Origin of the sequence: Marinobacter salinisoli, assembly GCF_017301335.1 — a bacterium.
GTDB classification, from domain to species: Bacteria; Pseudomonadota; Gammaproteobacteria; order Pseudomonadales; family Oleiphilaceae; genus Marinobacter; species Marinobacter salinisoli.
Genome location: NZ_CP071247.1, coordinates 2,337,373 through 2,355,108 on the forward strand (window position 1 = coordinate 2,337,373; position 17,736 = coordinate 2,355,108).

Here is a 17,736-nt window from a genome sequence, read left to right on the forward strand (position 1 = left end):
GGATTTCGATTTCATGATGGGAAAGTGTGTGCAATTGGAGAGTGCATCAATTCCTTGCGAGGACTTGGAATCACGTCTTTCGCTCCTCCAGAAGGAGAACAAGCGGCTTAGCCGGTTGGTTGATGAGGCCCGAAAGTCGATGGCGCCCGCTGACGAACTGCTTTGCGAGTTGCAGAGAAATATCAAGCAAATTAAATCTCTTAAAAAACGTGTAAAAAAGACACAAAACCGGACTGTTGAGAAGCCTTGGTCTCCGCCGCAAATTGTTGTTCCTCCCGCAATCCGCGATCGTGATCTTGCAGAATCTGTAGAGGTTGGAATTGCAAATCACGATCATTCGGGTGCTATTGAGCAGTATGTGGCTAGTCACCCGGCGGGATCTATATGGCATCTTCCTGCTGTTACGTCGTTCATTGAGTCAACTTATCGACATAAAGTGCGCTATTTTTTCGCCGCCGATAAAAGTGATCAAATCGTCGGAGTCCTCCCGGTTGTTCAGTTGAAGAGCGCGTTGTTCGGAAATTTTATGTTGTCTGTTCCGTACTTTAACTACGGGGGAATATTGTCAGAAAACCGAGATGTTGCGCAGAAGCTAATCTTGGCTGCTGAGTCCTGGCGAGTAGCCGAGCAGTCTGAGCATATAGAGTTGCGCCATTTGGCAGAGAGTGGGCTAGGTCTTCGTAAACGTAGTCATAAGGTTACGTTCTGGCTGCCAATACCCGATGATGTTGCGGACCTTTGGCGGAGTTTCAAACCTAAGCTGAGAGCGCAAATCCGCCGTGGCCAAAGGGATTTAAACGACTTAAGTATCGGTGGATTAGAATTGCTGGATGAATTTTATCGGGTGTTTGCAATCAACATGCGCGATTTGGGAACGCCGGTCTATGGTAGACATTTTTTCCACAATCTTCTTGATAGTCTTGGTGACAAAGCTTGGCTGGTTATTGGCAGGATTGATGGTCAGGCCGTCACCTGTGCATTACTGACGGGTTTTGGCGACAGAATGGAGATTCCATGGGCATCCAGTCTTCGCCAGGTAGGCCAGACCGGTGCAAATATGGCTATGTATTGGCGCATCCTTGAGTTTGCCGGACAGCAGGGATATCGCTATTTTGATTTTGGTCGTTGTTCGCCCGAATCTGGAACATACAATTTCAAAAGGCAGTGGGGGGCTCAGGAGATCCCTATGCACTGGGATTACGTTGTGCCAGATACCGGCGGTTTGCCGGCATTAAATCCAGATAACCCTAAATTCAAGTTGCTTATACAAGTTTGGAAGCGTCTGCCGCTCTGGGTCACAAAGTGCGTTGGTCCAAAAATCGTGAAGTCATTACCCTAATCTTATTGGTGGGTTAAGGCTGCAACTGCTTTAACAGCATCGTTGACCGTGGGTCAAAGAGGCCTATCCTAGCGGGGCCATTGAGGGTTGTTGGAATGAAGGAGTATTCCCAGAGGACTGTTTTGCATCTCATCGATACCACAGGGCCGGGAGGAGCGGAGACCGTCTTTATCAACCTTCTTCGACAATTTCAGAATGCCAATCAGCGCAACCTCGTTGTATTGAGAGGTGAGGGTTGGGTTGCTGACAAAGTCCGTGACATTGGTATTCAGCCACATATTATCGACTCAAAGGGCAGCTTCAACCTCAATTACATTCATACCCTCAGAAGGGTTGTGTCGCAGGAAAACGTGAGCCTGATCCATTCGCATCTGCTTGGCTCCAATGTCTACGGCGCGCTGCTTGCGTTAATTTGCAGAAAACCCATGATTGCAACGTTCCATGGGGCGGTCGATGTTGCCGCGAAGGAGCGATTTCTCCGTGCTAAATTTTTCTGCATTGGCTTGGGAGCTTCGCGAATCGTCTGTGTATCGAAGCGACTTCAGCAAGAGCTTACAGGCCGATGCAAGCTTCCTAGGAGCAAGTTAAGGCTCATCTACAACGGTGTAGATCCTGATTTATTCCTCGGCCCCCCCCAGAAAAACCTTAGAACGGAATTGGGACTGGGCCAAGATTCCATCCTCATTGTATCGGTGGGGAATATTCGCCCTGCCAAAGGGTATGAATATCTGATTGATGCTGCCTTGGATATGGCTTCTCGCGAACCCAAAATGCATTTTGTGGTAGTCGGTCACCAACGACAGGAGTTATTCGAAAAACTTCGGAAGAGAGCGGAATCGTCTACCGGAAAGCAACCAAATATCCATTGGCTTGGTTTCCGAGAAGACATACGAGAGATTCTCCTGCAGGCCGATGTATTCCTGCTTCCTTCTGTATCGGAGGGGTTTTCGATATCAACAGTTGAAGCCATGATGGCAGGTACACCGGTGGTTGCAACTCGAAGTGGTGGGCCGGAGGAAATCATTGCCGATCATCAAACCGGGATACTTGTCCCCATCAGGAACCCGAAGGCGATTAACTCTGCATTACTGGAGTTAAGAAACCAGGATACCAAGGAGAAGATAACCCGACAGGCAGCCGAAGTGGCAAAGGAAAAATTCGGGCTCCCTAATATGTTGCGTGAATATGAGAGCCTTTACAGGGAACTCCTTGGGTACCGAGCCTATGATGAAAAGTGTCGCACTTAAAGCTGCCAATATACTTGCCGAAACCGGCGTTTTTCGTTTTTTTTGCCCACAGTCAGTACCGGTGTTCATGATTCATCGGATGACGACGGAAGATTCAAATGCAGTGGGTAGGTTGTCGGTAAATACATTACGGCGTCATTTGAGCTACTTGCGGGATAACGGGTTTCACGTTCTTTCAATGGGAGAACTGTGGCGATTTATCTCTGAAGGACAGGCAGTTCCGCCTAAGTCTGTGGCTTTTACAATAGATGATGGGTTTTCAGATCACTCGGACCTAGCCGCCAAGGTGTTCGACGAATTTGGGTTTGTTCTCAATTTTTTTGTTATTACTGGCTTCCTTGATAGGAAACTCTGGCCTTGGGACGACCAGCTTGCTTTTGGTTTGGCGCATGCAAAGCGAAGAAAAGCAAAGTTACGACTTCCATCAGGGGATTTGTACTGTATTGACCTGAGAGTGAAGACCCGAGGTCAGCAGGTCCGGGCGCTACGAAATTGTTTGAAACAGGAGTGCCAATCCGATGTTTACCCCTGGTTAAAGTCAGAGCTGTTCAGCGAGCTGGGCGTTCCGTTTCCTGAGGATATTCCTGCGGACTACGCCCCTATGTCTTGGGAAGACGCAAGAGCCCTGGTTCGACAAGGGCATGGCGTTTATCCCCACACATACTCACACAGAATCTTGGCATCACTGGAGCCTGAGGAACAGCTATTTGAAATCAGGGAGTCCTTTAGTCGAGTGAGTGACGAAATCGGTGGTCCGGTGAGAGTATTTGCCTATCCAACGGGACGAAAATCAGATTACGACTCAACCGCTATCGACTGTCTTAAACGCACAGAAGCGGATATGTCCTTCACTACCACTCCCGGGTACGTCAAGGAAGGTGTGAATCCTTATGAAATACCGAGATTTTCGTTACCTGAGAGCCACGATCAGTTCAAACAGATCGTAAACCGGTTCGAGGCATTTAAGGAACGGATTCGGGCTGTCAGGCCATAGCCTTACGGATTACTCTGACTACCCGGATCATGACATTTTGAACCGTGTCCCAAGAATACTTGAGTGCCGGAAGGGGGTCTCTCCAGTAGAAAATAGCGCCAACCCGGTGACGTCTGAGTAACCCGAGATAAAGCCTTGCTATGGTAAGAATCTTCTCACGATTTTCTAACCGGGCGATGAGGTCTCCGAAGAAATTCCAGTAGATTCGATCATTTTTTTGTGGCTGGAAATCAACCGGGTCGCCATTGGCAACTCGGGCCGATGCCAGAACGTTATTGATGCCACAGCGTGTATCGAACCAATTACACATACCGAGGCGGGGATTTGTCTCAATGTAGTAATATTTGCCCGATCTGGGGTCTCTTTTGAACTCAATCATCGCCGGGCCTGTGTAGCCAAGAGCCTTCCCGATGCGTTCGCACTCTTCTCGAAGAATTTGGTTGTCTCGGCTGATAGCCAGTGATGTCACGCCGTAATGAGAAGGCATAGTGCCGAGCCGATTGAATACAAAACAAGCGCTTAATTCCTGGTTCAAATCAAAAGTTACGTTGCAGACCCAGAGGTTATCGTCAGCGCCGGGAATGATTTCTTGTGCGATGAACTTGTCCAGCTGGTCCCTGAACTTTTCTCTAAACTCATCAGCCTCTCTCGAATCATTCAAGACCAAGTTCTTCGAGCCTAAGGCCTCATATTCGCGAAACGATCTTGGCTTGATGAGTACAGGGTATGATTCCGGGCGCTCTTCATCCAATAGATAGTAAGTCTTTGGTAACGTAACGCCACCGGATTCCATGACAAGGCATTCCCGCCTCTTGTCATTGAGAATGTTTGTCGCTTCCGAGGTTGGGCCGATAAGGTGGTGAGCTGTGTAGCCCATATCCTTCAGCTGACCGATTAACTCTGCTGAGGGATCCGAGCAAGCCAAAACGACTCCTGGCGTTCCTTCAACATCGCGTATCCTGTCCAATATTGGCTTGATTTCAGAAACGGTGGGATTTCTAGGGATAAGCTCAAAAGGCCTGCTGTATCTGCTGTAGGCGGATAAATCCTTCGCATTTGCGACAAGCGTATATGCCTTAATTCCCGCGTGTACGGCTGAGCGCACTGCGCCTAGACCGTTCAAGCCATTTGCGAGAATAATGACATAGGCCTGTTCCATGAAGTGCTTAGCCTCTCAGCGCTCTAAGGTATTGCTTTACTTCGAATAGAAATGGTTTTAGATCACGAATGCGATTAACCTCGTGGCGTGTCGTGAGGTTTGGTTTTAAAAACCGCATGATTTCTATAAGTTTGTTTCTGTTAGGATATTTGCTCCTTGGTGATTTAAGGATGATCAACAATCTGTCCAGATCTCCAAGTATCCAACGTAGGCGCCGGTATCGATATTCAACCTGGGGTACCGCGTTCCCGGTACTGACCAAGTAAAGCCACCATGGGAAATCGATACCCGAGTCTATGGCCAATTGCAGGGAGCCCCAAAACCTTGGGTTCACCTCCATCAAATAACCAACTCCGTCCTCCGAGACTCGATACTCAACCATTGCCACTCCATGCCAGTTAGCCTTGCTGAGAAGCTTTTCCGCGGATGCCCTCAAACTCTCGTTAAGAGGAGCTGATTCGCTCAGTACACTGACACCGCCAGAGGGTGGTTTTTCTCGCAATCTACGGTGGGAAAAATAGCAGACCGGCGAGCCCTGGTTGAACAGCGCGAATACTCCCTGACCTTCACCTTCTACGAAGGATTGGATGGAATAAGGGAAAGCAAAGAACTTGTTTTCTTTCAAAAGCGACGCCGCCTGCTCTCGAGAATACGCGGTTATGACGCGGGTCGAAACAATTTGGTCTGACAGCAGAATTCGTGACTTTGCAGGCTTTAAAACAATAGGGTAGACGTGGATGCTCATTATTGCTTGGAGGCCATCCTCGACGCTTTCACAAAAGATAGTGTCTGGAGTTGGGATTCCCTGTTCGCTGGCAAATTTGAACAGTTTATTCTTGTTTGCCAGTTGCTCTACAGCTTCCGTTTGAGGGAACGGGAGTGTCAGGTTAGTCGGCAGTTCATCGCGATATTGAAGAATAACGTAAGTAGTCGCCTCCGATATGGGTAGAAGGAAAGAAATGTTTAGTTCTCGGATTTGCCTAAGAATGTCATCAAAAAAGGCGCGAGGAGACTCAAAAGGATCGGGGTAGGTGATCGACGTTTGGCAAAACCGGGATAGTCCAGCCATGCAACGGTCAGAGCTATCACCAGCCGCCACCCACAATTTCTTTTCTCCGAGGGACCGGACCGCTGCGAGAGAGGCTCTCTGGTTTCCGTCAAGCACCAGAATTCTGGGTTCCATGGATCGCAACGTCCTGTGTTGTTCCATCGCTAAAGCAGCCCTTTCATTATCTTTCAAAAACGTAGGAAATACCAACCGAAGTCAACTGAAAGCCTTGCACCCGAAAGTGTTGGTGCAGACGCATCTTCCCCCCCCTGCGATAGCGAAAAATCGTTCAGTTTGCTGGTAGGTTGCCCTGGATGATGCAGGCACGACCAGTCGGTTGCGCTTTTAGTTGGCGGGCAGTCGAGTTTCCATGCACAAAGCCGGGAATAAGGCTATATTGATCGTTGATTGATTGGGATGATCAGTCGGTCAACGAAGAGGAGGGAGTCTCGGGTGCATGGGTCACAGGAGTTAGTGATAAGACTACTTAATAGTGCGGGGAGTCGATTTAATCGCCTTCGCTTCGGTACTCGGATCAAGAGAAAGCTTTGTATTGCCGAAAAACAAGTGCTCCGACTCCTCAATGAATTGATGAACGATGGCAGTGGGCTTGCTAATGTCCCCCCGAAATTTTGCCTCTCCAGAACGAAGCTTCTATCGCTTTTGGAACTGCGTCGGATTGAACTGGTCTTTGAGTCAGATCTCACCAAATTTCCTTCGTTAAATCCTCGCATTCCGCAATTGCTGTTCAAGAAGCGCTCCATAAGCACCGAGTCGGGCTTCGACAGGATAAGCATGGCGGCCATTGCTGCGCCGATGTGTTCGCGAACCCCGGGCCCGCACAATAAAGTTCATTGCCATTCAACCAGTGCCTTTGCCTTGCCAACGAAGACTCTTCCGGCGGGTTCTTTATTGAAGCTACAAAATATTGACTCTCTGATAGCAGGCATGGCGGGGTTTGTAACGCTTTTTTGGAAGTATATAAAACACTCGTGGAGCGCTACCGGGAAGTACGTGTAGGTGGAATTGCATTGGAATCCATCACATTAGTTTCAAGCAAGGTGTTATAGGCCTAACTTGGTGTATTTCCTTTACTATACTTTGATCAAATTTATGATGGTTTAGCGAATTAAGGTTGTCAGGACAAGTAGAAAGCATGGCGGGACGCCAAAGGCCGTCAAAGTGCTTTTGATATAGATCGCATCTTGGTATTTGATAGCGAGCCTGATCTCAGGGACCGGGAGGTTGAAGATATGGAGATTGTTTTGTGAGCCGGTTTGTCTACGAGTACTTCGGATCGAAGAATGGCCTTTTGCGTTTTGTTGGCCACTGGGTATTGGCAACTCTCGGAGCATACCGTCGGTATTCCGCTGAAAAACCTGCAGAGAACCAGCGTCTGGTCTTCATATGCAGCGGAAACATATGTCGCAGTCCTTTAGCCGAAGTATATGCAAAGAGTCTCGGGAGAGAGGCAAGATCCTGTGGATTGGACTGCACTGAGGGGCATCCCGCGGACCCGAGGGCCCGGAAATTTGCGGCTTCCAGGGGCCTAAATCTCGATGAACATGAAACAGTGAATGCCAAAAATTTTGAGTTCTATGAAAATGATCTGATCGTTTTGATGGAACCGGCACACATAGATTCTTTTAACAGAAAAATTGGTCCGCAGCATGCCCTGGTTCTAGCCGGTTCCTATTGCTCGCCACCAAATCCCTATATACACGACCCCTTCAATTGTAGTGACGAATTCTTTGTTCGATGTGAACAGAAAGTCATGGAAGCGGTGGGGAAACTGTGTGAGTAAAAAAAGTAAGTCCGTTACTATTGAAGATTTTTATCACCTCCAGCTACTTCGCATATGGCGTTATTTTAGAGGCGAATCTTTTGCCTTCTGGATGATTTGCGGTTATTTCTTCTTTGAATATTTTCGACCACAATCTATCTACACATGGCTTGATTTTCTGCCTTGGACGCAGTTGACTGTCTTGGGGGCACTTATAGGATGCTTCACCGATAAAACGGTCCGCTGGGTTTCTTCGCCGATCAATATACTTATAATAGCCTTTTTTTTAATTGTGCTTTTGTCAAGTTATTTTGCTTACTGGCCGTCTTTTTCTTATGAGCAGCTCGAATTTTCGTATACGTGGTTTATCATTTATTTTTTAATTATAAATATCGTAAATACCGAAAAGCGATTTTTTATTTTTCTATGTATATTTTTTCTAGCCTCATTCAAGCTTTCCCTTTCACTCACTTTAAAGTGGGCTGCTCGAGGATTTTCCTTCACGGACTGGGGGTTGATGGGACCAAGGGGATTTTTTCAGAATTCCGGAGAGCTTGCTATTCAGATGCTGGTTTTTTGGCCCTTGGCCTGGGCTTTTGCACATTTTTTAAAACAGAAAGTAAGTAAAAAATGGTATTCAGTGCTTCTCATGATGCCGATAACGGCCGTTATGGTCGTTATCGGCGCGAGCTCTAGAGGTGGACAAATCGCCCTCTTTTTGCAGCTTATAGTTTCGAATGCCAAAGCAGTATTCAGGCCTCGCATTCTCATCTCTTGTGCTCTGGCTGTATCTGTTTTATGGGCGATCTTACCTGATGAGCAAAAAGAACGTTTTGAGAATATCGGTAGCGACAGAACCTCTATACAGAGGTTGCTGTATTGGGAGCATGGCATAGACATGTTAAACGACCACCCGTTCTTAGGTGTGGGGTATTTTAATTTTATTCCATACTATGAGCGAGTTTACAGGGAGGATATGCTCTATGAGTATGCGGAATTACCCCACAACATTTTTATACAGGTCGGTTCTGAACTTGGTTATTCCGGCCTTATTGTCTATGTTCTCATGCTTGCTTATTGCTTTTGGAAGACGAATTCCATAAGAAAGAAGCTAAAAGAAGAGGGTGAGCACGGATTTTTTTACTATATTTTTTCTTATTTAAATATATCGCTTCTTGGATTTATATTCGCGGGCCAGTTTGTTTCGGTCGTGTACTATCCCTTCCTATGGATTCATCTCGCCCTTTTTGTCGCGCTAACACAATGTGTACAAACGAAGAAGACATCAAAGAAGAGGCCGGCATGAGAATTCTTTGGCTTTCACACCTTATTCCATACCCGCCCAAGGGTGGTGTTCTTCAGCGGTCTTATAATTTACTTAAAGAAGTATGTAAGCAGCATGAGGTAACGCTCTTTGCTTTTAATCAGTCAGATTTTCTTAGAAAGAGTCTGCCTGTTGAAAGCGACCCCGTTGGCGCAGCCGTATTGGAGCTCAAGACCTTTGTTGAGTCCGTAACGGTGATGACGATTCCAGAGGAGCAGTTGAAATTTGGCCGGTACCGGACCGCTCTGAAGGCCCTATTTTCTGGCAATTCCTACAATATGGCATGGCTAAGATCCAGGGAAGCAGCAGAAGCGCTCTCAGAGTTAGTTGAAAACAGGGCGTTCGACGCGGTGCATATTGACACCATAAGCCTATGTGTTTACTGGGATATTGTTTCTCACCTGCCGGTGTTCCTAAATCACCATAACTTCGAATCGAGAATGCTACTCGAACGCTCGAAATCCGAGTCTAACCCCCTGAAAAAAATATATTTCCGAGAGGAGGGAAGGCGACTATCTGCGTCTGAGCGAGCCTATTGCGAGTTGGCGTGCCTGAATATTTGCTGTTCTGACGATGATGCGGAGGATATGAAAAATATATTTCCCAAAGGCTCATTTGTAACAATACCGAATGGCGTAGATATTTCGTATTTTTATTCATCCCAAGATGTGACCAAAAAACCGAATACTGCAGTTATTGTTGGTGGTCTTTCATGGTACCCGAACCGAAAAGCCGTAGAGTTTTTCATAAGCGATATTTGGCCAATTTTAAAAGAGAGGATTCCGGAGTTCAGGGTGGACATAATTGGAAGGGACCCAACTAAAGAGATGGTTGAGCTTTCTAAGAAAGAAAATAATATTCATGTGCACGGTTTTGTAGACGATGTTAGGAAATACCTTTGGGAATCTGAATTCTATCTTTGCCCAATAAAAGTTGGTGGGGGCACGAAACTAAAAATCCTCGATGCGCTGGCTACTGGCTGTTGTATTATCGCCGACCCGTTTGCGTGCAAAGGAATAAATGTTACCGATAGTGTAAACGTGATTTTTGCTGAAACGGCAGAAGGCTATGTTGACAAGATCCTGGAACTGAGGGCGAGACAAAGTTTAATGGAAGCGATTACGGAAAATGGACCTAGATTGATAGCCGATAGATACGATTATGAAAAAATTGGAAAAGACTATTGTAGGTATATTCAAGAATATTCGTCTTGTGCAGGGCTTTCAGGTGGGTCTCAATGAATGAAAATATCGCCAAGAGTATTTATCACGCCGGGATCCGCCTAAGAAACCCGAGCTTGAATGAGCAGTACGATTTTTTGAAAGAAACTGAGTGGTGGTCGCTTGAAAAATTGCGAGCACTTCAGGCTAAGAAAGCTGAAAAGTTTTTTCGATTCGTTTCTGAGAATTCAAAATTTTACAATAATATTCTCAAGAGCTCAGGTTTTAATTTTTCTGGCGATTTTTGCTCTACTGAATTGAGAAAGCTACCTGAGCTCAATAAAAGCATCTTGGTGTCAAATAAAGACGCGATTCAGATATTTTTTAACGAAGAAAAGATGCGACTAGCGGAGACGTCAGGAACTTCTGGTGAAGGCTTGGAGTTTTTTAGGAATGAGCGTTGGGACTCCCTAAACAGAGCCACGATGATGCGCTCTTACGATTGGTACGGTGTAAAGGTATGGCAAAGAAATGGCTATTTATGGGGTTTTAATATAAAACCTCGGCAGGCGACCAAGATTAGAGCCTTGGATTATATGCAGAATAGATTCAGGCTTTTCAACTACTCCGAAAATGACATTGTTGATTTCTGCAAGAAACTGAAGCAAGCTGAATTCATATCTGGCTACTCTTCAATGGTGTTTGAGGTCGCTAAGAGAATTAATGAACTTGGTTTAGGGCCTGTTCCTTTGAAAATGGTTAAAGGAACGTCAGAAATGATTTTGGATTCTTATCAAAAAGAGTCTTTCAAGGCTTTTGGCTCAAAGATTGTAAGTGAGTACGGGGCCGCGGAATCAGGTATCATAGCGTTTGAGTGTCCCGTCGGCGGGCTTCACATAAATATTGAAAATCTGATAGTAGAAACTAATGATAGTAGTGAAATTCTAGTAACTAACCTTGCCTCTCGTTCCTTTCCGATTATCCGGTACAATTTGGGTGATGTCGTCGAATTAGATTCTGCTACATGTTCCTGTGGTCGAAGCCACCCATTGATTAAGAATATTGTGGGAAGAAGAGGGAGCAAAGTTCTTGGTCTAGAAAGGGAGTATCCAGCGCTTACATTTTATTACGTGTTTAAGAATTTAGCGTTGGAAGAGAGTGTGCTTTTGAACTATAAGGCAGTTCAAAAAGAAAAAGGGAAGGTCGAAATTTTTATAGAAGGATCGTATGAGAAAAATATTTGCGATTTGGTCTGCCAGCAATTGCGCAGATATTTTGCCGATGATATTTCCTTTGAACTGAACTTTGTTAAACAGTTTGAAATTAAACAACAGAAACGTCAGTACTTCGAGAGCCAGATTTGAGCAGAAGTTTATTTGAGGCCTGGGGGCTTTTCGGTACCGCAGGCCCCCAGGTCTTGCTCTATTTTTTGGTGCCCGTCGTTCGGGTAATGAGTTGGGATTTTTATCTCATTGCAATCGCAAAGTAGGTGGCTCTGGTGGTGCCTCTGTTGGACCAATACCTTGGGAGTTGATGAGGCTCTCGGTAGAGATGGTGAAATAATCTATAAGCCAGTCTGTTTGCTCTGCGTATTCAGCATTGGCCCAACCCATGAGGTAACCAGCGGCCCACCCGTTCGGTCCCCCTGGTGGCGCCGCAATGTCGGCACTCGTTGTTCTATGTAGTAATTCCCGAGCATCCGGGGATTCGTCCTCCCACCGCCGCCAGAACTCGATAACGCCATCGTTTGAAGAACTGGAGGAGGCCGCCTTCACATGAATGGTAACTTCCATCCATCGTCCGCGATCTCTGGGGACGGATATAAATGGCTTGATTTGACGGTGAGATCCCATAATGGTGTAGCCGCCGGAGCTGTAGTGAAATGCTATTCGGCTCGACCCATCTGGATCCCCCCAAAATTCCCAAGCAATACTGGGCCCGTTTCCTTTCGAAGAGTATCCGTCCATCCACAGAGAGAAGAATTTGTTGTTAGTAGGGCTTTTTTGGCCATGATAATAATTTACCGGAACCCTCACCCAATATTGGAACCAAATGTCGCGATAGGCATCTCCAAGCTTGAAACGTTGTTCAGACCATGCCTTGCCCGGAGGATACTCAAATCTCAAGCTATGCGCGCCATGTTTGGGGGCCCAGTCAAAATCGTATGCCGGAACCTCATTAGTGGGGCCTTTGTTGTAAATGAGAGCGTTTTCTGTGACGACACCTGTTCGGTTTGTCGATGACCACTGAAATCCATCAGCGTTCGTAGCTGACAGATCGCCTGATTCAAAAGAGTCAACGAGTAAAGGGGCTGCTGAAACTGTGCTTGTGATCAAAGCAGCGAACAACACAGAGGCGCTTGAACGCCTCATCTTAAGAGGGGAGGCCATAACGTATCTCCTAAAGCGTGCATCGAGTAGTATAGTCGGTTTCCTCGCGAGCGCTCCTGCTCAGGTGTGTCGGAATAGCCAACTAATTGCGAACCGTACTTTAGCGATTTTATCGGTCGGAAAGGGCCAAATTGCCCCCCTGCGTGCATGAAATTTTGGTCAGTTTCGCTATCTCTGAAGTGGTGCACATCCGCTCGGTTTCATGCAGGTTCCGATAATCCACATCTGGCATACATTCGAATGTGAGTCCGGGAAATAGCTTTTGCGTGCGTCGGCCGCCCCAGCGTTTGTCGAGCTGGATCTTGAAGCGCCTGATGATTTGACTCGCTCCCACTCGCGTTCCACGAGACATAGTCTGAAGTCTAGGATCACTGTAGAGCTAAAGTTTTTTCTTTCCCGCAATCCAGAGGCCTGCGGCGTGGTGCCTGTCTTGCCTCCAAAACGATGAATTCTTGGTGTGGCGGTGGCTGCTCTGGGCACGCCACTCTATGCTGTAACTCTGGGCTCGAAGTGTCCACTCGCTTTGGGAATGTCAGTTGCGGCCCTGGGAATCTCGACCGGCCGGCAAAATCTGCCGCTGATGATGATGGCGTCATTATTTAAGAGAGGCTCAGATGTCTATTTTGATCAGAGTTAAAAAGCTAACCGAAGTTGCATTAAAACCTAGTGTAATTAGTGGGCAAGTGCATTATTTGTTTATTTTCAGTCACATGAGGAGCAGGTCGTCGGTCCTGTCTCATATCTTGGGCAGCAACACTGATGTGTGTGGGTACAGCGAGTTGCATAGATCCTATATGAACCAGATGGATCTGCTAAAAATGAGAATCGGTCTGTATCATGATTTGAGGGTTGATCTGAGAGGTAAATATTTGTTAGATAAAATATTGCATGATGATCATAAAGTATCAAAAGAGATATTAGAAACTGCCTGTCCTAAAGTTATCTTTCTTTTAAGAAGACCGGAAAGCACGCTTAAGAGCATCCTAAATATGGCACGTATGCCAGGTATGGAAGGCTACTTGGATCCCCAAAAGGCCTTAGTATATTATTGCTCAAGATTGACGAATCTTGTTAAGTACGCTCAAGTCGTGAAAGGAAAATATTTTTTCTTAGAATCCGACGATTTGGTTAATAACACGGATAGTGTTTTGAGGGAATTAAGTGATTGGCTAGAACTAAGGTTGCCTCTGGTTAATTGTTATGATCTATTTAATAATACCGGAAAGGCAGGCTATGGTGATCGATCAGAAAAGATTCGAACTAGAAAAATTGTTGAGACCAATGGATACCCCGAACTCAGTATTCCTCCCCAAGTATTGCAAGAAGCAGAGTACTCCTACCAAAGGTGCAAAGAAAAGCTCAGCATTGACAGGGCGTATAATTAACTTGTGTCAAAACTAAGTGCTAATTCGATCTTCCTATATTTTTGTGAGGTTTTCTAAATTTTATTGCTAGTTTCATTAATTCACGAATTGCTGTGCTTATTTCATTTTTATTGAACATTAAGAATACTATTATAGTTGATGTGATAAATGAAAGCGCCAGTTTTTCTGAGAACGTCGATAATGAGATTGTGGTGCCCAAAAACTGATAATTTATCAAGGAGGCTGCTAAGAGTAATACGCAAGAAAGAATGAAGGGTCTTTGCGGGATCTTAAGTGGGTAAATTTTATTTGCTGCTGATAGAACGTAGTTGTATTGGATGAATGTGCTAACCATCAGTGCCACGGCGGCACCAACGAAGCCAAAATAAGGTATCAAAATAAGATAAAATAAAGTGATTATGGCGGCGGCAATGGCATTATGTTTTGTCATTTTGAGGGTTTCACTCTTGTGCATGAAGCTGAAGTTGTTAAAGAAAATCATGCACTGCAGTATTCCGCAGATTGTTAGATACGGAACAGCACTGGCAGATGGGTGGAACTCCGGCGCTGACATTATGGAGATTGTGATGTCCGAGAAAATATTCACAAACGTCCCCCCGATTAAAAGAAGGGAGGCTATTGTCCGGAATGCTAACGAATATTCTGGATAAGGATTTTCTTTTTGAGCAACGGAAAATCTTTCAGTTTGCCAATATTGGGAAAAAGGCATCCAGATTAATAGCCCAACGATTGAGCCAAATTTTGATGCAAGCTCAAAAAGCCCAACGTCGTCAATCGATGAGAAAACTCTTATAAAGTACCTATTTGAAGAGCCTATATAGAGCCCGATAAGCCCTGTCAGCCAGAGAGGCCAAGAAAATCGTAACATTCTCTTGGTTATTTCTGAACTGATATTCAGACCAGTTTTGTGCACAGTATAAAGTGCTAAGATGAGTGCGATAATGAGTGATGACGCAAGGCTGCTAATTGCCAATCCCATCAGGCCCATTTCAAGGATTACGATTGTTGTAATGCTGAGTGTTAATTGAAGAAATAGCTTGGCCATACTAAAGCAAAAAAACGTCCAGGGCTTTCGGATTATTCTAATGTACGCTAGCCCGTACTGCTCCAATGAATGGGTAAGTATGAGTATTGAAAAGATTTCCACATATACCCTATAGTCGATTGTGCCAAAAAGCTGTGATGAAACGGTCCGTGAATTGAGGGCCATTGCGGCGGCCGCTAGTATGCTGAATAAACCCGTGACAACGAGGGCACTAGTTACCACGGCGTTTTTTGAGGAAAGGCTCGTCTCCTGGTGGTAAAATTTTGGCACCGCCTGGAACATCTGTGCACCCAACAGCATTTCAAAAAGACTTACAGCAAATATTAAAAGGCCGACAACTCCATAATCTGCCGGGGTTAAATAGTTGGTATAAACCGGCAGCATGACAAATCCAACTATCTGGCGAGAGATGTTGGATATGGCATAGATCGTCGAGTGGGTCACCATTTGACGAGCATTGCTCAATTTGCGTGCTCCAATTTTTGTTCCTTCATCTCTTCGAATATGTCTGTAATACCCTGAGACTGAGATTGCCGGGAAAAGTGTTTTTTCACGCGCTGGCGTCCGCGTGTTCCCATCAGCTTGATTTGATCTGGATTGTTCAGAAGTTCGTTTAACGCGTTAGCCGCGTGGACGTAATCCCCCACAGGGAAGCGCAAACCGGTTTGCTGCGTTACGGCTTCGTTGAGGCCGGGGAGATCTGATACGAGCAGCGGTAAACCGGACGAAGCCATCTCCAGGGACGACATTGGGAACGAGTCCCACTCCACTGAGGCGATCATTCCAATCGTGCAGCTTTTCAAAAGCTTCGGGATGTCAGTCCGGTACCCGCCAAACGTTATGTGGTCATTCGTCTTCTCATCCGTCAGGAATTCCTCGAAACGCTCCTTTTCTCCCGGTCGGTTACCAAGGATGAGGAAATGAACGTCCTGGCGTCCCAGTTTCTGGGTCAGGTATTGTGCGGCTTGCAGAATGACGTGAACGCCTTTCCTTCGCTCCATGTGTCCCGAGAACACGATGATTTTACGGTTGCGGGGAATGTCAAAGGCCTGGTGTGCATAGTCGTGCTGGTGCTCATCAGGCGCGTATTTGTCGGTGTCGATACCGGTCTTAACGATGGACGTTTTCCACTTGGGAATTCCGCGTCCCTTGACGGCGGTATCCCTCATGCCAGCGGACTGGAAAATGTAGTGATCGGGGCCGAATTTCTTGGTCGACACTTCAAGCTTTTTCAGGAGCAACTTCAGCCCTGTATTAACGGAACTCATCGGAGCGCCCCAGTACGACACGAAGGTCTCGACGCCGCCACGGCGTAATGCCTGGTACATCGGGCGGGAGACAGGCTGATCGAAGCCCAGCAGGTATTTTATCTTGTGCTGGCGAATGTATTGTTCGGCATCCGCCAACTGGCTGGGCGCCGACCACTGAGTATCCAGCTGGATGACGTTGGTCAGCGCCTTCGGCAGCGAGGGGGTCATACCGCCATCCAGGCGTGAATAGGCGTAATGCACACGGGAGTAGTCACCGACCAGTTTCAGGGCAACATCGAGAAATGTGTGTTCATGACTCGATGCTGCGTAGCCCGGATTTGATTCGCAATGGAAGAGCACCAGGATTGCGGTCATAAACCCTTCGCCTCGCCCACGCGCTCAGGTTGGTCGATTCGACGGGTCTCGTCCTCGTCTTTCAACAGATAGTAGGGCCGGAGGCTGGTGTGCCGCTCTTTGCTCTGGATTCTCTGCGCCGCAGCCTCGAACTTATCTCGGGCCTCCAGAGCCTTGTCCACAAGGGCTTGAAGATTTTCGTCGATTTCCTTCACGGAGGTGACCATGGGTTCGAGACCGATCGCTTCAAACGCGCCGGTTAGCTTTGCCTGGGTATACTGATCTACGTAGATGCCAACGGCCGGAATGCCAATGGACAACGCAAAAATGAGCTGGTGGTATCGCATTGAGACAACGAACTGACTGTCAGCCGTCAGCGCCTTGAGCTCGGAGGCCAGTGGAATGGGATCAACCAGGTGAAACTGATCTTCCGGCCAGAGATGAGACACGTTGTTGCCAAGCTTGATGTCGCCCTCGGTCCCACGTGGGGCATGATGCGGAATGAATACCGTGTTCACCCCTGCCTTTCGGACAACCTGTTCAATTGCTTTGGCAGCGTGAAGTACATCCGCGTCGTTCATGCCGCCGAATTTACGCATGGAAATACAGGCAAAATGCTTCTGTTTTTCGCTGATGGCGCGGCTGTAGTCGCTGTGGTGATGCTCAAGAAAGCACGCATCATCCAGCGCAAAGTTCACTGGAGCACTTATTTGCGTGTGAGAAAAATTCAAATCCCTGACGCCAATCCATTTCGCGTTCCCCAGAATCTGGTCGACACGCCGCCGGTGGTGTTCTTCATAGGGGCCAATTGTCTGGCTGACAAGAACAATGTCCCTGCCGAAGAAGTTTGCGACTCTGAGTAATCGCAGGCGTGCTTCCAACACCCCAGGCCATACGCTTGTCATATTTCCGCCCCCGCACACCACGACTTTGTCGCAACGCAGAACCTGGTAGATGTTGGTAAAGATGCTCTTAAGATAGGACAGTGGCTGGGTCCAGAGCATTTTCCTGAATTTGGCGTCTGGAATATGGTAGAAGGCGAAGGATCTGACACCATACGTCGCGGGGATTCTTTCCGGGCTGGTGCATCCAAGGATCAGGTTATCTTTTCCCACCATCACTCCGAGGCGTTCGATGGCGACCTCCGCCATCGCTTCGTCGCCGACGTGATAATCTGGGCCCAACCCGGTAATGTCCGATAACATCAAGATTTTTGGCATGTTCCGTATACCTAAATTAGTGCGTGAAGATTTACAGC

General features: G+C 46.8%; 14 protein-coding genes. 8 read left to right on the forward strand and 6 right to left on the reverse strand.

Features of this window, described 5'->3' with window-relative positions; translation table 11 throughout:
* Nucleotides 1-13 precede the first annotated feature (13 nt).
* The 3 genes from LPB19_RS10670 to LPB19_RS10680 all read left to right on the forward strand — a co-directional run bounded on the left by LPB19_RS10670 (nt 14) and on the right by LPB19_RS10680 (nt 3,580).
* A complete protein-coding gene (locus LPB19_RS10670) occupies nt 14-1,339 on the forward strand; it encodes a FemAB family XrtA/PEP-CTERM system-associated protein (protein WP_228289093.1) in 1,326 nt (441 codons plus the stop codon).
* A 95-nt stretch (nt 1,340-1,434) separates the two neighbouring features.
* Complete coding sequence (locus tag LPB19_RS10675; protein WP_206642890.1) at nt 1,435-2,586, forward strand: glycosyltransferase family 4 protein; 1,152 nt, start codon at nt 1,435-1,437, stop codon at nt 2,584-2,586.
* On the forward strand, nt 2,564-3,580 hold the full coding sequence (locus LPB19_RS10680; protein ID WP_206642891.1) for a polysaccharide deacetylase family protein: 1,017 nt from the start codon (nt 2,564-2,566) through the stop codon (nt 3,578-3,580). The genes LPB19_RS10675 and LPB19_RS10680 overlap by 23 nt, the downstream gene beginning before the upstream one ends.
* Here the strand turns inward: LPB19_RS10680 and LPB19_RS10685 are convergent.
* A complete protein-coding gene (locus LPB19_RS10685) occupies nt 3,570-4,739 on the reverse strand; it encodes a carboxylate--amine ligase (protein WP_206642892.1) in 1,170 nt (389 codons plus the stop codon). The genes LPB19_RS10680 and LPB19_RS10685 overlap by 11 nt on opposite strands.
* Before the next feature lie 7 nt (nt 4,740-4,746).
* A complete protein-coding gene (locus LPB19_RS10690) occupies nt 4,747-5,922 on the reverse strand; it encodes a carboxylate--amine ligase (protein ID WP_206642893.1) in 1,176 nt (391 codons plus the stop codon).
* A 1,132-nt stretch (nt 5,923-7,054) separates the two neighbouring features.
* On the opposite strand from LPB19_RS10690, the gene LPB19_RS17200 reads away from it, so the two are divergent.
* Genes LPB19_RS17200 through LPB19_RS10710 form a run of 4 tightly spaced genes read left to right on the forward strand, consistent with a single transcriptional unit; the run spans nt 7,055 to nt 11,418 of the window.
* On the forward strand, nt 7,055-7,591 hold the full coding sequence (locus LPB19_RS17200) for an arsenate reductase/protein-tyrosine-phosphatase family protein (protein ID WP_206642894.1): 537 nt from the start codon (nt 7,055-7,057) through the stop codon (nt 7,589-7,591).
* Entirely contained in the window at nt 7,584-8,876 is a 1,293-nt protein-coding gene (locus LPB19_RS10700; RefSeq protein WP_206642895.1) for an O-antigen ligase family protein, read from the forward strand. Before LPB19_RS17200 ends, LPB19_RS10700 begins: the two co-directional genes overlap by 8 nt.
* Nucleotides 8,873-10,135: a glycosyltransferase family 4 protein gene (locus tag LPB19_RS10705; protein ID WP_206642896.1), complete on the forward strand. Its 1,263-nt coding sequence runs from the start codon at nt 8,873-8,875 to the stop codon at nt 10,133-10,135. Before LPB19_RS10700 ends, LPB19_RS10705 begins: the two co-directional genes overlap by 4 nt.
* Entirely contained in the window at nt 10,132-11,418 is a 1,287-nt protein-coding gene (locus LPB19_RS10710; RefSeq protein ID WP_206642897.1) for a phenylacetate--CoA ligase family protein, read from the forward strand. The genes LPB19_RS10705 and LPB19_RS10710 overlap by 4 nt, the downstream gene beginning before the upstream one ends.
* 105 nt (nt 11,419-11,523) lie before the next feature.
* Here LPB19_RS10710 and LPB19_RS10715 read toward each other — a convergent pair whose 3' ends face one another.
* Nucleotides 11,524-12,444 carry a hypothetical protein gene (locus tag LPB19_RS10715; RefSeq protein WP_206642898.1) on the reverse strand — a complete coding sequence of 307 codons (921 nt, stop codon included), beginning with the start codon at nt 12,442-12,444 and terminating at the stop codon, nt 11,524-11,526.
* A 794-nt stretch (nt 12,445-13,238) separates the two neighbouring features.
* Here LPB19_RS10715 and LPB19_RS10720 point away from each other — a divergent pair.
* On the forward strand, nt 13,239-13,829 hold the full coding sequence (locus LPB19_RS10720; RefSeq protein WP_206642899.1) for a hypothetical protein: 591 nt from the start codon (nt 13,239-13,241) through the stop codon (nt 13,827-13,829).
* 19 nt (nt 13,830-13,848) lie between these two features.
* Here LPB19_RS10720 and LPB19_RS10725 read toward each other — a convergent pair whose 3' ends face one another.
* From LPB19_RS10725 to LPB19_RS10735, 3 genes are all read right to left on the reverse strand, one after another.
* A complete protein-coding gene (locus LPB19_RS10725; RefSeq protein ID WP_266097041.1) occupies nt 13,849-15,258 on the reverse strand; it encodes a lipopolysaccharide biosynthesis protein in 1,410 nt (469 codons plus the stop codon).
* A 77-nt stretch (nt 15,259-15,335) separates the two neighbouring features.
* On the reverse strand, nt 15,336-16,499 hold the full coding sequence (locus LPB19_RS10730; RefSeq protein WP_206642901.1) for a glycosyltransferase family 4 protein: 1,164 nt from the start codon (nt 16,497-16,499) through the stop codon (nt 15,336-15,338).
* Complete coding sequence (locus tag LPB19_RS10735; RefSeq protein ID WP_206642902.1) at nt 16,496-17,698, reverse strand: polysaccharide pyruvyl transferase family protein; 1,203 nt, start codon at nt 17,696-17,698, stop codon at nt 16,496-16,498. The genes LPB19_RS10730 and LPB19_RS10735 overlap by 4 nt, the downstream gene beginning before the upstream one ends.
* Between the last annotated feature and the right edge of the window lie 38 nt (nt 17,699-17,736).

What these genes read in the sequence shown, in the direction of transcription:
- LPB19_RS10725 (WP_266097041.1), bottom strand. Translation starts at nt 15,258, where the DNA reads ATGCTGCCGGTTTATACCAACTATTTAACCCCGGCAGATTATGGAGTT.
- LPB19_RS10705 (WP_206642896.1), top strand. Translation starts at nt 8,873, where the DNA reads ATGAGAATTCTTTGGCTTTCACACCTTATTCCATACCCGCCCAAGGGT.
- LPB19_RS10670 (WP_228289093.1), top strand. Translation starts at nt 14, where the DNA reads ATGATGGGAAAGTGTGTGCAATTGGAGAGTGCATCAATTCCTTGCGAG.
- LPB19_RS10735 (WP_206642902.1), bottom strand. Translation starts at nt 17,698, where the DNA reads ATGCCAAAAATCTTGATGTTATCGGACATTACCGGGTTGGGCCCAGAT.
- LPB19_RS10685 (WP_206642892.1), bottom strand. Translation starts at nt 4,739, where the DNA reads ATGGAACAGGCCTATGTCATTATTCTCGCAAATGGCTTGAACGGTCTA.
- LPB19_RS10715 (WP_206642898.1), bottom strand. Translation starts at nt 12,444, where the DNA reads ATGGCCTCCCCTCTTAAGATGAGGCGTTCAAGCGCCTCTGTGTTGTTC.
- LPB19_RS10675 (WP_206642890.1), top strand. Translation starts at nt 1,435, where the DNA reads ATGAAGGAGTATTCCCAGAGGACTGTTTTGCATCTCATCGATACCACA.
- LPB19_RS10680 (WP_206642891.1), top strand. Translation starts at nt 2,564, where the DNA reads ATGATGAAAAGTGTCGCACTTAAAGCTGCCAATATACTTGCCGAAACC.
- LPB19_RS10730 (WP_206642901.1), bottom strand. Translation starts at nt 16,499, where the DNA reads ATGACCGCAATCCTGGTGCTCTTCCATTGCGAATCAAATCCGGGCTAC.
- LPB19_RS10720 (WP_206642899.1), top strand. Translation starts at nt 13,239, where the DNA reads ATGAACCAGATGGATCTGCTAAAAATGAGAATCGGTCTGTATCATGAT.
- LPB19_RS10690 (WP_206642893.1), bottom strand. Translation starts at nt 5,922, where the DNA reads ATGGAACCCAGAATTCTGGTGCTTGACGGAAACCAGAGAGCCTCTCTC.
- LPB19_RS10710 (WP_206642897.1), top strand. Translation starts at nt 10,132, where the DNA reads ATGAATGAAAATATCGCCAAGAGTATTTATCACGCCGGGATCCGCCTA.